We start from the raw sequence: 13,566 nt of genomic DNA, 5'->3' as shown, positions 1-13,566 counted from the left end.
AGAGCTAACCCTTCATGTCCTGCGGATGTAGGCTCTGGAGCGCTTTATTGCAAACTCCTACGCCTGGATGCTCGAAGTCTTCCATCCTTTTGCGGGATGTCCCTAGGCCCTCACAGAATTGTCTGCTCTGTCGCGTATTGAAAGCGGTCAGGCCTTTCCTCTACCGTAACCACCTATCTCTCGCGGTGCGGATAAAGCATGTCTTTGGCCCCTTCACGCTCCTTGTTTTTTATTGCGTTCATCGCAGGCGCACTGACGTTGGGCGCGTCCTTCTATCTTGAGTTCGGTGCATCGTTGCGTCCGTGCTTCCTGTGCCAGATACAACGGGTATTTCTGGCCGCATTCCTGCTCGTCAATCTGGTCGCGGTTGTCCACAACCCCAGGCGTTCCACTTATTACCTGTATGGGCTGGCGAGCATGGTGTGTGCGTTGTTGGGCGCCATCACCGCAGTGCGCCAGGTGCTGCTGCAAAATGCCGCACCGGATCAGGCGACCCATTGCTGGCCCAGCCTGAGCCATATGGTCCAAGATCTGTCCATGTGGCAGGCATTGAAATTGGTGGTTGAAGGCACTGCCGATTGTGTGGAAATCAGCTGGACGCTGTTTGACTTGAGCGTTCCCGAGTGGAGCCTGCTGTTCTTCCTGGGCATGTTGACCCTTGGGGCCATACAGTTTTCTCGGCTGTTTTTGAGCCGTCCATTGCATCAGGTAGAGCGCTGAATGGAGGTCGTGGTTTGTAGGACGGGATTAAACACTTGTATGAACTTTCTCTCCTGCGTACCTTGAAGCCATAGTCGTGCGGGCATAATCTGGCCCGCACGCGTTATCAAAACCGTTTGTTTGTCAGATGCGGCTTTGTCCCGCTGCAGCTTGATCCTTGAAGTTTTGCGTGGGCATCAGGCGGCAGCGCCCCTATAGGGAAGAGAGATCATCATGCTGGAAAGTTGTCAGAATGCTCAGGAACGCTGGGGTGGGGTGCACAAGCTGATCGACAGCTGGCTGAAGGCACGTCACGAACTGGTTCGCTCCTTTGATGCGCTTGGCGCCAAGCCTGAGGCTCTGGCAGAAAATCACAAATCATTGCGAGAGTTCTGTGGGACTTTGGTGGACTACGTTTCAGCAGGCCATTTTGAGATCTACGAGCAACTGACCGGCGAAGCGAAAGCCTTCAACAACAAGCGTGGCTTGGAGTTGGCCGAGACCATTTACCCGCGTATTGATGTGATCACCGAGAAGCTGCTGGCCTTCAACGATCTGTGCGATGAAGGCAAGTGTGTTGCTGAAAAGTTCAAGGAGCTTGGTGGTCTGCTTCACGAGCGTTTCGAACTGGAAGACTGCCTGATCGAAGTGCTGCACAACGCCCACAAGGAAGAGTCAGCCACTCAGGCTTGATCCTCAACGGCAGTTGGAAAAACGGTGCGCATGGCGCACCGTTTTTTATTGGGTCAGTGGCGAGTGCCGAGCAATTCGATCTCGAATACCAATGGCGTGTAAGGCGGGATCAACTCACCTGCACCGTCGGCGCCATAGGCTTGGGCGGATGGAATCACCAGGCGCCATTTCGCTCCCACGGGCATCTGTTGCAACGCGCTGCTCCAGCCGTCGATCACGCTGTCCAGGCGAAACCACTGGGGCTGTGTGCTCTGATCGAAGACCGTGCCATCGGGCAAGCGGCCCACGTATTTCACTTGAACCTGATCATTCGCGCCGGGCTTGCTACCGCTGCCAGGTGCCAGTTCGGTGAGCAGGATTCCATCGGCCAATTCGCGCACCCCTTTCGCGGTTTTTTCCTTGGCCAGAAACTGCTGTTCAGCGGCAAGGGCTTTTTCGCTTTTGGGGGCGTGAGCGTCGGCTTCGGCCTGCGCTTCATGCAGGGCAAGAATCTGTTCGATGCGTGCATTATCCAGCGCCAGCGGCTTGCCTTGATAGGCTTGCTTGAGGCCGTCGATCAAGGCCTGGATCTGCAGGTCCGGTACTTCCTGACGCAGGCGTTCACCGAGGCTGGCGCCAAGGCTGTAGGCAAGGTCGTGCTGGTCTTGGTCTGCCGTTTTGGCAGGTGATTGCTCGCTCGCATTGGCCACGGAAATTGCCAAGCCCAGCACAAGAAAAAGGTAACGCGACATGGGCATTCTCCCGCCTGAAGTGCGACGGATTATGCCAGTGTGAATGGGTAAAAAGTGCCGCGTATTTTCGTTATATCAATAAGAATTTTCGTACCGTGCAACGCATGGCAAACGATACTGTCAACATGCCCTAGCGGCGGTAAGAGCAGAGGGCTAGTATGAGCCGCACCCACGTCAGCCAGGAGGTAAACCATGTCGGCCAAACAGAAGCCTGTTAATACCCCGTTGCACTTACTCCAACAACTGTCGAGCAGCCTGCTCGAACATCTGGAAAGCGCGTGCTCCCAAGCGTTGGCCGATGCAGAAAAACTGCTCGCCAAATTGGAAAAACAACGCGGTAAGGCGCAAGAAAAACTGCACAAATCCCGCACCAAACTGCAGGGCGCCGCTACTGCCGGCAAGGCCAAGGCACAAGCCAAAGCCAAAGACGCTGTCAAAGAACTTGAGGACCTGCTGGACGCCCTCAAGGATCGCCAGGCTGAAACCCGCGCCTACATTTCCCAACTCAAGAAAGATGCTCAGGAAAGCCTGAAACTGGCCCAGGGCGTCGGTCGTGTGAAAGAAGCTGTAGCGAAGGCACTGGGCGCGCGCGCACCTGCTAAAGCGATCGCCAAGCCAACTACTAAAACCGCTGCTGCAAAGCCAGCCGCCAAGCCAGTTGCCAAGACTGCCGCTGCAAAACCGGCCGCCAAACCGGCTGCTAAAACTGCTGTTGCAAAACCGGCCGCCAAGCCAGCTGCCAAGACTGCTGCTGCAAAACCAGCCGCCAAGCCAGTTGCCAAGACTGCTGCTGCAAAACCGGCCGCCAAGCCAGCTGCTAAAACCGCTGCTGCAAAACCGGCCGCCAAGCCAGCTGCTAAAACTGCTGCTGCGAAACCAGCCGCCAAGCCAGCTGCTAAAACCGCTGCTGCAAAACCAGCCGCCAAGCCAGCTGCTAAAACTGCTGCTAAAACTGCTGCTGCAAAACCAGCCGTCAAGCCAGCTGCCAAAACCGTCGCTGCCAAACCAGCCGCCAAGCCAGCACCCGCCAAGCCAGCAGCACCTGCGGCTACTTCGGCTGCCTCCACCGCTCCAAGCGCCCCGGCCAGCAGCACCCCTGCACCGGCAGCACCAAGCACCACTCCAACCAGCGCTTCCTAAGTGCCGGTGGCCACGACGCGCAAGTGTTGCAGCGCGTCGTGGTCAAGGTTGGTGGCAGCTTCAGCCACCAGTCCTTCCAACCATTTCTGATGCTCCATCACTTCTGAGCTCGACCATGTCTTTGCCAGCGCTCCCAGGCGTGACAGCAGCTCGCGTTCCGCCTCCAACTCCAGGGCCTTGACCCGCTCCCGTAACGCCGACAGCTGTTCATCCTGCTGCGCCAACACCCGCCATTGCACGCGCACCTTTCGCAACGGTTCGATGACGTGTGCCTGCCAGGGTACGGCGATCTGTTTCAATGCCTGCACGCGCTCGCAGGTCAGCGCCGCCCCGCGATGTTCCAGCCACGCCCCACACAGCAGCAGGCACACATCCGCTCCTTGTTCCTGCAAACGCAGGCACGCGGCCTCCACACCCGGACGGGCGTAAGTCGAGAGGGCAAAGCTCCACAGGTCAGCACACATATTCACACCCAAGCCATTGGCCAACGAAGCTGGTAGACTCCGCCGCCATTATGATCCGACTTCAAAGCCTAACATTACAGCGTGGCCCGCAACGTCTTCTCGAAGACGCCGAGCTGACCCTGCACGCCGGTCACAAAGCCGGCCTGATCGGTGCCAACGGCGCCGGCAAATCCACGTTGTTTGCCCTGTTGCTGGGTGAGCTGACCCCGGATTCCGGGGATTGCCTGCTGCCGGCCGACTGGCGCATCGCCCATATGCGCCAGGAGATCGACACCCTGGACCGCATCGCGATCGACTACGTGCTCGATGGCGACCTGCGTCTGCGCCAGGTGCAACACGACCTGGCCGAGGCCGAGAAAGCCCAGGACGGCGCCGCCCAGGCCCGCCTGCACTCGGAACTCGACAGCGCCGACGGCTACACCGCCGATGCCCGCGCCCGCAAGATGCTTGCCGGCCTTGGCTTTACCAACGAGCAAATGGACCGCCCGGTCGCCGACTTCTCCGGCGGCTGGCGCATGCGCCTCAATCTGGCCCAGGCGCTGATGTGCCCCTCGGACCTGTTGCTGCTCGACGAGCCGACCAACCACTTGGACCTTGATGCGATCCTGTGGCTGGAAGATTTCCTCAAGAGCTACCAGGGCACCTTGCTGCTGATTTCCCACGACCGGGACTTCCTCGACGCCGTGGTCGACAACATCGCTCACGTCGAACAGAAGAAAATCACCCTCTACCGGGGCGGCTACACTGCGTTCGAGCGTGCCCGTGCCGAGCGCCTGGCCCAGCAACAGCAGGCGTTCGAGAAGCAGCAAGCGCAACGTGCGCACATGGAAAGCTACATCGCCCGGTTCAAGGCCCAGGCCACCAAGGCCCGTCAGGCCCAGAGCCGGATCAAAGCCCTGGAGCGCATGGAAGAACTGTCGGCGGCCCACGTCGATTCGCCGTTCGACTTCGTATTCCGCGAATCGGTGAAGATCTCCAGCCCCCTGTTGGACCTCTCGGATGCCCGCCTGGGTTATGGCGACAAAACCATCCTGGAGAAGGTCAAGCTGCAGCTCACGCCAGGTGCGCGCATCGGTTTGCTCGGCCCTAACGGTGCGGGCAAGTCGACGCTGATCAAGAACCTTTCAGGTGAGCTGCAACCCCTGGCCGGCCGCCTGACCCGTGGTGAGAACCTGGTGGTGGGCTACTTCGCCCAGCATCAGTTGGACTCCCTGGACTCCAAAGCCAGCCCGCTGCTGCACCTGCAACGCCTGGCACCGACCGAGCGCGAGCAGACCCTGCGGGATTTCCTCGGTGGTTTCGACTTCCGTGGCGCGCGCATCGATGAGCCGGTGCTGAACTTCTCCGGTGGTGAAAAGGCGCGCCTGGCGCTGGCGCTGATCGCCTGGGACCGTCCGAACCTGCTGCTGCTCGATGAGCCCACCAACCACCTTGACCTGGAAATGCGCCTGGCGCTGACCATGGCCCTGCAGGAATTCAGTGGTGCGGTACTGGTGGTGTCTCACGATCGCCACTTGCTCAAGAGCACCACCGACAACTTCCTGCTGGTGGCCGATGGCAAAGTCGAAGAGTTCGACGGCGACCTGGATGACTACGCACGCTGGCTGACGGATTACCGTCTGCGCAACGCACCGGTCAGCAACACGCCGATCAACCCGGACAAAACCGACAAGAAGGCTCAACGTCAGGCTGCTGCAGCCTTGCGCCAACAGTTGGCACCGCACAAGCGCGAAGCCGACAAGCTGGAAGCCGAGCTGGGCAAGCTGCACGAGCGCCTGGCCAAGATCGAAGCCAGCCTGGGCGACAGTGCGGTGTACGAGGCTGCGCGCAAGGATGAGTTGCGCGACCTGCTGGCCGAACAGGCCAAGCTCAAGGTGCGTGAAGGGCAATTGGAGGAAACCTGGATGGAAGCCCTAGAACTGCTCGAAACCCTGCAAGCGGAGCTGGAGGCGCTGTCCTGATGGAAGCGTTGCAATTGCCGATTCCGACGCAATGGGTCGAGCCCGTGTGGATCGGTGTGCAAATCCTGCTGATCCTGCTGGGCGCTTACCTCGCCCAGCGTTTCGTTGCCAAAGGCCTGACTCGCCTGGGTGAGCGCTACCCGTTCCCGCCGCAACTGTTGATGCCACTGCGCGGCGGCCTGCGCTGGCTGATCATGGGCAGTGCGCTGATCTTCGTGCTGGGTCGCCTGGGCGTGTCGGCCACCGTGCTGTGGACCGCGTTGTCGGGGTTTGTTGCGGTTGCCGCCGTGGCGTTCTTCGCGATGTGGTCGGTGTTGTCGAACCTGCTGTGCGCGATCTTGATCTTCACCGTCGGGCCGTTCCGCATTGGTGACATCGTCGAGCTGGTGGATACCGTCGACAAGCCGGGTGTGAAAGGCCGTGTGGTAGCAATCAACCTGCTCTACACCACGTTGGTCGAGGTCGCAGAGGCCGGGACTGACAGCGCGATGGTGCAAGTGCCCAACAGCCTGTTCTTCCAACGTTCCGTGCGGCGCTGGCCAGGCACCCATGTGTTTCCGGGCGACCGCTAGTACTCACATCTTGTAAAAATCTATAGCCAGCCTTCGGCCTGCGGAGTTAGCTTAAGACACAATCGCTAATTCCTTCCCGAGGTGTGCAATGGCACTCGATACGTGGCTGGCCTTTTTCCTGGCCAGTTGGATCATCTCCCTTTCCCCTGGCGCCGGTGCCATCGCCTCGATGTCCAGCGGCCTGCAATATGGTTTTGTGCGCGGTTACTGGAACGCCATTGGCCTGCAACTGGGCCTGGCGATGCAGATTGCCGTGGTGGCGGGTGGTCTGGGTGCAATTCTGGCGGCGTCGTCCACCGCGTTTTATGCGATCAAATGGTTCGGCGTGGCCTACCTGGTGTACTTGGCCGTCAAGCAATGGCGCGCCTTGCCAATGGACATGAGCGATGACGCCGCGCCACGCGCGATCGGCAAACCGATGGCGATGATGTTCCGCGGTTTTCTGGTCAACGCCAGCAACCCGAAAGCCCTGGTGTTCATGCTGGCGGTACTGCCGCAGTTCGTGAACCCGCAGGCACCGTTGCTGATCCAGTACCTGATCCTGGGTGCGACGATGATCAGCGTCGATATGATTGTGATGGCGGGGTACACGGGGCTGGCGTCCAAGGTGTTGCGCCTGTTGCGCACGCCGAAGCAGCAGAAGCGTGTGAACCGCACGTTTGCGGGGTTGTTTGTGGGGGCAGCGGGCTTCCTCGCCAGCCTGCATCGCGCAACGGCTTGAGCTGACGAAGCGCAATCAAAGTGTGGGAGGAGGCAAGCCCCCGCCCACATTGATTTTGTGGTTGGTTGTGAAGCTTGGGCTCAGCGCAGTATTTTCGGCGCTTCATCCCTTGGCAGGTTATTACGCAACACCGGCTGGCCAGGCGCTTGATAGCCGCCACCCAACTGCTCCGCCAACTGCCGCGCCACATCCTCACCCAACGTCTTCGACACTTCCTTCACCACCCGTGGCCGGTTCAGGCTTATGCGTTGGTCACGGCTGCTCACCAGTTTGGTGTCCTGGCCTTCGCCCATGGCGGTAAACGCCGAGGTGATTTCAAAGGTGCGCGTGTTGATCAGGCTGAAATCCGCCACCAGCGTCAGGCCCAGCACCGCCGAGTAGCTGTTGGTGTGGTCCAGCGCGTTGATGTCTTGGGTGAAGTCGATGTCTGACAGCGTGCCGAACAGCACGTAGTCCGCGCCCTTGAAGTGGCCGGCCTTGATGCGCTTGATCACGTCGTAGACGTCGCCCTTGGCATCGGCGGTGTAAGGCGTGCCCTGCACCAGTTGAAACTGGCGGGACTTGAGGATCTCGCCTTTGATGTCGCCACTGAATTTGCGCAGCTCGGTCTGCTCGATGTAGCTGTTGCGGCTTTCGTACTCGCTGTAGCTCGCCGCGCCGCTGGCCTGGTAGCTGCTGGCTTGGAAATTGTTACTGGCCGAGACCTGGTGGATGTACTCCTCAACCCGCGCCTCGTAGGCCAGGTCGGTCACCGCGATCTTCGGCGCGGCCGACGCGCCGAAGGCGCACAGCAGGCCGATCAAACCGATCCATGCACGCATTGCTTAGCGCTCCGTGGTCTTGCGGATTTCTTTTTCGTCCATCCATTCGGCCAGACCACTCTCGACGTCGATCAGTTGCAGGCTGAACTTGTAGAACACGTCTTTGTAGTCCGCGCTGCGCTTGACGATGGAACTGATGGAGCCTTCCAGCCGGTACTTGGCCGCGATCATGTTGCCGGTCTTGCTCACGGTGGACTTCTTGTACAGGCCGCTCTGGTTCTGCAGTTTCAGCTGGTCGACCTGGCTTTGCATGTCGGTGTTGTCGCTGGCGAAGCGCGCGGTACCGGTCTTCATCAGTTGGGTCTTGATCGACGTGGTGATCTCGCGGGTGTCGATGTACTCGCTGGTCTTGTTCTTCACGTCATACACCTGCACCACCGGGCGGCCTTGCAGGATGCCGGACTGGGCCAGGGAGCGGGTCATGCTTTCGGCGATCATCTGCAGGTCGGTGGAACCGAACTCGTTGGTGACCGTTTCCACGGCCTTGGTATCGCCGTAGTTGATGTTCTTGCTACCCAACACGGGCGAAGTATTGGAGCAACCGCTGGCCAGGACGGCCACCACGGCGAGCATCGAAACGCGTGCAAACATGGAAAAATCTCTCAAGAAGGGTGGACGGCTCAAGGGGTTTTGACTTCGAGGCGAAAGTCCGCTGCCTGGGGCAGATTGGCGATGGCCGGCAGGAAGGTGGCCTGATTGGCGTAAAGGTTCAGCACCTTCCAAGTGTCTTCATCGCCCACTGGGAAACCGTCGGCACCCAGCCAGGCGAAGCGGTAATACAGGGTCTGGTTACTGCTGGTGATATTGCTCAACTGCACCTTGGCGGTGAGAAAGCCGTTCTCGCGGGCGACGCGAATGGCGCCGACGGCGATGCCCTTGAACTTGCCCATCACCACGATTTTGCTCGCGGCACTGCCGGGTTCCGGCGGCGGCGGGGTGGCGCAGCCGGCGAGCAGGATCAGCGCCAGGGCGCCGAGGATGAAACGACGCATAGCGTGCTCCTTAAGGTTGTTTGAGGGTGGCGATGGCCTGGGGCGGCGTGCTCGGTACCACATGCGCCGCAAGACCGCCGGCAAACACCTGGTTACCGACCACGCGCAGGGTGATGACCTGGTAGCGCTGGTCGGCCTTGACCATCACTCGCGTGCCGCCCAGGGCGTTGGGCAGGCTGACCTGATGCTCGCCGTGCTTGAGGCGCAGGCGGGTGACTTGGGTCATGTCCGGCAGGGTGCGCCAGGTGCGGGTGTCGGCGCCTTCGGTCACGGCCGAGGCGATGCCCAGCACCAGGCCCGCCATGGGATTGGTCCTGTTCAGGTTGTTTTGTGCCACGCCACGGGTGACCGCACGTACGGTGGTGCGCAGGATGATGCCGGGCATGTCATCGCGCAGGGCTCGGCGCGACATGGCTGTGGTGCTATTGAGGGCCGTGAGGTTCTGTTGCTGGCCGTCGACGCCAATCTGGGTGAAGGTCGCGGTGGAGCGGTCGGCCTTGATCACCGGGAAAGACAGCGGGGTGATCACCAGGTTGCCGTTGATCGGGATTGGCAGCGGCAGGCGGATCGAATCGCGGGCCGGCGCCAGGCCGCTCTGGACCACGATCAGCACGTCGGTTTCATCGGCGCCGACCTTGGACTTGTCGAGATCCAGCAGGGCCTTTTCCAGCAGCGGGGTGTCAGGGCGCAGCTCCGCAGCCTTGCGATAACCAGGCGCGGCCAGGTCTTTTTCACCCAGGGCTTCGTAGACGAAACCGGCCAGGTAATGGCTGAAGGCGCTCTGGTAGCTGTTTTTCAGGCCGACCACTTCCGGCGCGTTGAGGGCTTCCACCGGGTAACCGCTCAGGTCTTTCATCTGGGTGGTCACACCTTCGCGCTCGGCATCATCCTCGCGCTTGAGGTATTGCTTGTCGCGCAGGTCGGCGATCACGGCTTCGCGTTCGTGGGTTTTCTTGATTTCGGTGCGCGCACCGTCGAAGTCATTCAGGGCCAGCAGGTTCAGGGCCATCTGGGTGGTCAGCATGACTTTTTCGTAATCGTAGCCTTCGTAGCGACGCACTTTGTCGTTGGCCAGCAAGCTGCCGAACTGGGAAAGGTACCGTGCGCTGTCGAACTTGACCGACTCTTCCCACGTGTAGACTTGCAGGTCGGCCCTGCGCCAGGCGGTCTGGCTACCGGTCAGGTCGCCCTTGGCTCGCAGCAACTCGCCTTTCTCGAAGTAATACAGAAGGTCCTTGTCTTCGCCAGTGTTGTTCTTTTCCAGCAGGGTCAAGGCGCTGTCGACATTGCCACTGGCCAGTTGCTGGTTGGTGGCTTGCAGCTCGGAGTCGTAGCTGCGGAACATCGAACAGCCGGAGAGCAAGGTGACCGCCACGAGCGCGAGCGGAGGTAAGGCGCGAAGTGCCATGCAACTTCTTCCCTGAAAGTAGTCAGCCGGTGTGGTAATTCCTCATAAAAGCGAGGAATGAAATTCCCTTTCGCACTAACAGGGCGCGGCATTATAGGCGCCGTTACTGGCAAAACAATGGCTTTTTGCCGTGATGCCACCCACAAAAATGCCACCACTTCGCGTTAAAGTCGTCGTGCTTAACCACGCCAGATCACTTACGGCTTGAGTCAAACCCCTGAAGCCCTAACAATGTGTTACTTCGTATTTCCCTTTGAGATTCATTCATGACTGCCCCCTTCCGTTTTCTCGCCTGGCTGTTGTTGCCGGCGTTGATGTCGTGCAGCTTTAACCTGTTGGCCGCGACTGCCGAAGGCGCGCCACAAGCCCTGCATTTACTGGACTACATTGGCGCTGACTACCCGCCGACGGTGGAGGCGGGCAAGGTGGTGGATGATTCGGAATACCGCGAGCAGGTGGAGTTTCTCGGGGTGTTGCAGGGGCTGGTGGCGGACTTGCCGCAAAAGCCTGAGCGCGCCGAGTTGGTCAAGGGTGTTGATGAGTTACTGTCAGCCGTCAAAGCGCACGAGGACGGCGCGATTGTCGCTCGTCAGGCCCGTCAGTTGGGCGCGAAGCTGGCTGTGGCGTATGAAGTCAGCCAGGCCCCGGTCATCACGCCGGACCCGACACGCGGCGCACCGCTCTATGCCCAGCATTGCTCGGTATGCCACGGCACGGCCGGCGCGGGTGATGGCCCGGCGAGCGTGGGCATGACGCCGCCGCCTGCCAACCTGAGGGATGCCACGCGGCTGGATCGCCTGAGCCTCTACGCGATTTACAACACCCTGGGCCTGGGCGTCGAAGGCACCGATATGCCGTCCTTCGCCGACCAGTTGGACGACCGTCAGCGCTGGGACCTGGCCACTTACATCGCCGGCTTCACCGCTGACCCCACGGCGGCAAAAAGTGAGCAGCCCTTCAACCTCGCCGATCTGGCACGCCAAACCCCCAACGAAGTGTTGGCCGCCAACGGCCCGGCCGCTGCCGCCACCTTCCGCGCCCAGCGGGCGCAGCCGCCGCAGGTCAAGCGTGGCCCGGCGCAGTTGCTCGACTACACCGCGACGACGTTGGACAAGAGCCTCGCCGCATTCCGTAATGGCGACCACGAACAAGCCTACGACCTGTCCGTAGCGGCTTATCTGGAAGGCTTCGAGCTGGTGGAAAGCTCCCTGGACAACGTCGACGCCAACGTGCGCAAGGACACCGAGAAGGCCCTGATGGCCTATCGGCAGTCGCTGCAGGACGGCTTGCCGCTTGAGCAGGTGCAGCAGCGCCTGGACGTCGCCAAAGGCAAACTCACCGAATCCGCCGGGTTGTTGGGCAGCGACGGCTTGAGTTGGTCGTTGAGCTACATCTCGGGTCTGCTGATTCTGCTGCGCGAAGGCCTGGAAGCGATTCTGGTGCTGGCGGCGATCCTCGCCTTCCTGCGTAACACCGGCCAGCAATCGGCGGTGCGCAGCGTTAACGTCGGCTGGGGCCTGGCGCTGCTGGCGGGCTTGGCCACCTGGGCCTTGGCGGCGTACGTGATTGATGTGAGCGGCGCCCAGCGCGAATTGCTTGAAGGCTGCACGGCCCTGTTCGCCAGTGTCATGGTGCTGTGGCTGGGCGTGTGGATGCACGACCGCCGCCATGCAGCGGCGTGGCAGGACTACATCAAGAGCAGCCTGGTGGGCGGTGGTGGGCGTTTCGGTTTCGCCGTGCTGGCGTTTTTCTCGGTATACCGCGAGTTGTTCGAAGTGATCCTGTTCTACGAAACCCTGTGGCTGCAAGCCGGGCCGGCCGGGCACAACGCTGTGCTGGCGGGCGGTGCCACGGCGCTGGTGCTGCTGGTGGGCCTGGCCTGGGTGATCCTGCGCGGTTCGGCAAGGTTGCCGCTGGCGCTGTTCTTCGGCATCAACGCAGCGCTGTTGTGCGCACTGTCGGTGGTCTTCGCCGGGCATGGCGTCAAGGCGTTGCAGGAAGCCGGCATCTTCGGCACGCGGCCGGTGGCGTTCTTTGACTTCGACTGGCTGGGCATCCACGCCGACGCCTATTCGTTGAGCGCGCAGGCGTTGGCGATCCTGGCGATTGTGGTGCTGTATGGCCGCAGCCGTTTGGCCGAAAAACGCCGCGTGGCGGCTTGATCATGCGGGTATGGATCGACGCCGACGCCTGCCCTCGGGCGGCCAAGGACCAGGTGGTCAAGTTTGCCCTCAAGCGCCAGTTCGAGGTGGTGCTGGTGGCCGGGCAGAGTCAGATCAAGCCGAGCTTTGCCTGTGTGAAGCTGATTGTGGTGCCCAGCGGCCCGGACGCGGCGGATGATTACCTGGTGGAACACGCCGTGCCCGGCGAACTGGTGATCTGCAGCGATGTGCCGTTGGCCGATCGCCTGGTCAAGAAGGGCGTCACGGCGCTTGACCCACGGGGCAAGGAGTTCAGCCCCGCGAACATGAGTGAGCGCCTGGCGGTGCGTAACCTGTTCACCGATCTGCGTGAGCAAGGCCAGATGGGCGGCGGGCCACCGGCCCATAGTGAGAAGGATAAGCAGGCGTTCGCCAATGCCCTGGACCGCATCCTCACTAAGTTGATGCGCCCGGCCTGACTCCTATGGTGAGCGAGCTTGCCTCGCGCGGGAAAGCCCGCTCACCACAATTGAGTGCTTTGTGAGCGGGTCAGTCGTTTTCGTGGGTCAGCTCCAGCACCCGATCCACCAGTTTGTTGATGCCCGAGGCCACTTCACTGATGCTCTTGCCGAGCATGTAAGCCGGCGTGCTCACCAGCTTGCGCGCCTTGTCTTCGACGATGTCTTCAACCGCGCACTCCTTGTGGATGGCGCCCATCTTGTCCAGTGCGGCGGCAGTGTCGGCACAGTTGCCAATGGTGCAGGTCACTCCGGGGCCGTAGATCTTGGCAGCCAGGGCCGGTGAAATACAGATCAGCCCCACCGGCTTGCCGGCCTCGGCAAAGGCTTCGGCCAGTGCCAACACCTGTGGATTGACGCTGCACTCGGCGCCTTTCACCGCAAAATCCGACAGGTTCTTGGCCGCGCCAAACCCGCCGGGCACGATCAGCGCATCGAAGTCTTCGGCATTGGCCTCTTTGATGTCTTTCACCTCGCCTCGGGCAATGCGCGCCGATTCCACCAGCACATTGCGCGACTCGGGTATTTCTTCGCCGGTGAGGTGGTTGATCACGTGCAACTGTGGCATGTCGGGGGCAAAGCATTGGACCTGAGCGCCGCGCTGGTCCAGGCGCAGCAAGGTGATCACGCTTTCTTGGATCTCTGCGCCGTCATACACGCCGCAGCCGGAAAGGATCACTGCAATCTTTTTGCTCATGGGCATTT

15 protein-coding genes are annotated in these 13,566 nt (G+C 60.9%); 8 read left to right on the top strand and 7 right to left on the bottom strand.

Annotated elements, in window-relative coordinates; translation table 11 throughout:
* The first annotated feature begins 198 nt into the window (after window positions 1-198).
* Window positions 199-720, top strand: coding sequence for a disulfide bond formation protein B (locus NDJ82_RS04465; protein WP_099585972.1), 522 nt, complete (start codon window positions 199-201; stop codon window positions 718-720).
* Between the two features lie 213 nt (window positions 721-933).
* Complete coding sequence (gene rsd, locus NDJ82_RS04460; protein WP_112192738.1) at window positions 934-1,392, top strand: sigma D regulator; 459 nt, start codon at window positions 934-936, stop codon at window positions 1,390-1,392.
* A gap of 53 nt (window positions 1,393-1,445) precedes the next feature.
* Here rsd and NDJ82_RS04455 read toward each other — a convergent pair whose 3' ends face one another.
* Window positions 1,446-2,123, bottom strand: a complete 678-nt coding sequence (locus NDJ82_RS04455) for an FKBP-type peptidyl-prolyl cis-trans isomerase (RefSeq protein ID WP_158879216.1) — start codon at window positions 2,121-2,123, stop codon at window positions 1,446-1,448.
* Window positions 2,124-2,315: 192 nt separating this feature from the next.
* Here NDJ82_RS04455 and NDJ82_RS04450 point away from each other — a divergent pair, with 192 nt between their 5' ends.
* Window positions 2,316-3,263, top strand: coding sequence for an AlgP family protein (locus NDJ82_RS04450; RefSeq protein WP_250924998.1), 948 nt, complete (start codon window positions 2,316-2,318; stop codon window positions 3,261-3,263).
* Here the strand turns inward: NDJ82_RS04450 and NDJ82_RS04445 are convergent.
* Window positions 3,260-3,727, bottom strand: coding sequence for a TIGR02444 family protein (locus NDJ82_RS04445; protein ID WP_250924997.1), 468 nt, complete (start codon window positions 3,725-3,727; stop codon window positions 3,260-3,262). The genes NDJ82_RS04450 and NDJ82_RS04445 overlap by 4 nt on opposite strands.
* 50 nt (window positions 3,728-3,777) lie before the next feature.
* Here NDJ82_RS04445 and NDJ82_RS04440 point away from each other — a divergent pair, with 50 nt between their 5' ends.
* The 3 genes from NDJ82_RS04440 (at window position 3,778) to NDJ82_RS04430 (ending at window position 6,981) form a co-directional block, all read left to right on the top strand.
* Window positions 3,778-5,688, top strand: coding sequence for an ATP-binding cassette domain-containing protein (locus NDJ82_RS04440; RefSeq protein WP_099585967.1), 1,911 nt, complete (start codon window positions 3,778-3,780; stop codon window positions 5,686-5,688).
* Window positions 5,688-6,260 (top strand): mechanosensitive ion channel family protein, encoded by a 573-nt coding sequence (locus tag NDJ82_RS04435; protein WP_099585966.1) that lies wholly within the window; start codon window positions 5,688-5,690, stop codon window positions 6,258-6,260. The genes NDJ82_RS04440 and NDJ82_RS04435 overlap by 1 nt, the downstream gene beginning before the upstream one ends.
* 88 nt (window positions 6,261-6,348) lie before the next feature.
* Window positions 6,349-6,981 (top strand): LysE family transporter, encoded by a 633-nt coding sequence (locus NDJ82_RS04430; protein ID WP_099585965.1) that lies wholly within the window; start codon window positions 6,349-6,351, stop codon window positions 6,979-6,981.
* An 80-nt stretch (window positions 6,982-7,061) separates the two neighbouring features.
* Here NDJ82_RS04430 and NDJ82_RS04425 read toward each other — a convergent pair whose 3' ends face one another.
* The 4 genes from NDJ82_RS04425 to NDJ82_RS04410 are packed head-to-tail and all read right to left on the bottom strand — an operon-like array spanning window position 7,062 to window position 10,202.
* Complete coding sequence (locus NDJ82_RS04425) at window positions 7,062-7,802, bottom strand: penicillin-binding protein activator LpoB (RefSeq protein WP_099585964.1); 741 nt, start codon at window positions 7,800-7,802, stop codon at window positions 7,062-7,064.
* Between the two features lie 3 nt (window positions 7,803-7,805).
* Window positions 7,806-8,393 (bottom strand): penicillin-binding protein activator LpoB, encoded by a 588-nt coding sequence (gene lpoB / locus NDJ82_RS04420; protein ID WP_099585963.1) that lies wholly within the window; start codon window positions 8,391-8,393, stop codon window positions 7,806-7,808.
* A 29-nt stretch (window positions 8,394-8,422) separates the two neighbouring features.
* The gene (locus tag NDJ82_RS04415; RefSeq protein WP_191958826.1) at window positions 8,423-8,794 is read right to left on the bottom strand and encodes a YcfL family putative periplasmic lipoprotein; all 372 of its coding nucleotides are present in this window, start codon (window positions 8,792-8,794) and stop codon (window positions 8,423-8,425) included.
* Window positions 8,795-8,804: 10 nt separating this feature from the next.
* Entirely contained in the window at window positions 8,805-10,202 is a 1,398-nt protein-coding gene (locus tag NDJ82_RS04410) for a COG3014 family protein (protein ID WP_250924996.1), read from the bottom strand.
* Between the two features lie 266 nt (window positions 10,203-10,468).
* On the opposite strand from NDJ82_RS04410, the gene NDJ82_RS04405 reads away from it, so the two are divergent.
* A complete protein-coding gene (locus tag NDJ82_RS04405) occupies window positions 10,469-12,364 on the top strand; it encodes an FTR1 family protein (protein WP_250924995.1) in 1,896 nt (631 codons plus the stop codon).
* A 2-nt stretch (window positions 12,365-12,366) separates the two neighbouring features.
* A complete protein-coding gene (locus NDJ82_RS04400) occupies window positions 12,367-12,822 on the top strand; it encodes a YaiI/YqxD family protein (protein ID WP_099585959.1) in 456 nt (151 codons plus the stop codon).
* Between the two features lie 70 nt (window positions 12,823-12,892).
* Here NDJ82_RS04400 and elbB read toward each other — a convergent pair whose 3' ends face one another.
* Window positions 12,893-13,558, bottom strand: a complete 666-nt coding sequence (gene elbB / locus NDJ82_RS04395) for an isoprenoid biosynthesis glyoxalase ElbB (RefSeq protein ID WP_250924994.1) — start codon at window positions 13,556-13,558, stop codon at window positions 12,893-12,895.
* Window positions 13,559-13,566 lie beyond the last annotated feature (8 nt).

The sequence above is a fragment of the Pseudomonas sp. SR18 genome (genome assembly GCF_023701505.1).
In the GTDB taxonomy this organism is placed as follows: domain Bacteria; phylum Pseudomonadota; class Gammaproteobacteria; order Pseudomonadales; family Pseudomonadaceae; genus Aquipseudomonas; species Aquipseudomonas cyclaminis.
Note: the sequence above shows the minus strand (reverse complement) of the source record. Positions and strands in the feature narration are given on the sequence as shown.

What these genes read in the sequence shown, in the direction of transcription:
- NDJ82_RS04430 (WP_099585965.1), top strand. Translation starts at nt 6,349, where the DNA reads ATGGCACTCGATACGTGGCTGGCCTTTTTCCTGGCCAGTTGGATCATC.
- NDJ82_RS04400 (WP_099585959.1), top strand. Translation starts at nt 12,367, where the DNA reads ATGCGGGTATGGATCGACGCCGACGCCTGCCCTCGGGCGGCCAAGGAC.
- NDJ82_RS04415 (WP_191958826.1), bottom strand. Translation starts at nt 8,794, where the DNA reads ATGCGTCGTTTCATCCTCGGCGCCCTGGCGCTGATCCTGCTCGCCGGC.
- NDJ82_RS04455 (WP_158879216.1), bottom strand. Translation starts at nt 2,123, where the DNA reads ATGTCGCGTTACCTTTTTCTTGTGCTGGGCTTGGCAATTTCCGTGGCC.
- lpoB (WP_099585963.1), bottom strand. Translation starts at nt 8,393, where the DNA reads ATGTTTGCACGCGTTTCGATGCTCGCCGTGGTGGCCGTCCTGGCCAGC.
- NDJ82_RS04445 (WP_250924997.1), bottom strand. Translation starts at nt 3,727, where the DNA reads ATGTGTGCTGACCTGTGGAGCTTTGCCCTCTCGACTTACGCCCGTCCG.
- rsd (WP_112192738.1), top strand. Translation starts at nt 934, where the DNA reads ATGCTGGAAAGTTGTCAGAATGCTCAGGAACGCTGGGGTGGGGTGCAC.
- NDJ82_RS04405 (WP_250924995.1), top strand. Translation starts at nt 10,469, where the DNA reads ATGACTGCCCCCTTCCGTTTTCTCGCCTGGCTGTTGTTGCCGGCGTTG.
- elbB (WP_250924994.1), bottom strand. Translation starts at nt 13,558, where the DNA reads ATGAGCAAAAAGATTGCAGTGATCCTTTCCGGCTGCGGCGTGTATGAC.
- NDJ82_RS04450 (WP_250924998.1), top strand. Translation starts at nt 2,316, where the DNA reads ATGTCGGCCAAACAGAAGCCTGTTAATACCCCGTTGCACTTACTCCAA.
- NDJ82_RS04435 (WP_099585966.1), top strand. Translation starts at nt 5,688, where the DNA reads ATGGAAGCGTTGCAATTGCCGATTCCGACGCAATGGGTCGAGCCCGTG.
- NDJ82_RS04410 (WP_250924996.1), bottom strand. Translation starts at nt 10,202, where the DNA reads ATGGCACTTCGCGCCTTACCTCCGCTCGCGCTCGTGGCGGTCACCTTG.
- NDJ82_RS04425 (WP_099585964.1), bottom strand. Translation starts at nt 7,802, where the DNA reads ATGCGTGCATGGATCGGTTTGATCGGCCTGCTGTGCGCCTTCGGCGCG.
- NDJ82_RS04440 (WP_099585967.1), top strand. Translation starts at nt 3,778, where the DNA reads ATGATCCGACTTCAAAGCCTAACATTACAGCGTGGCCCGCAACGTCTT.
- NDJ82_RS04465 (WP_099585972.1), top strand. Translation starts at nt 199, where the DNA reads ATGTCTTTGGCCCCTTCACGCTCCTTGTTTTTTATTGCGTTCATCGCA.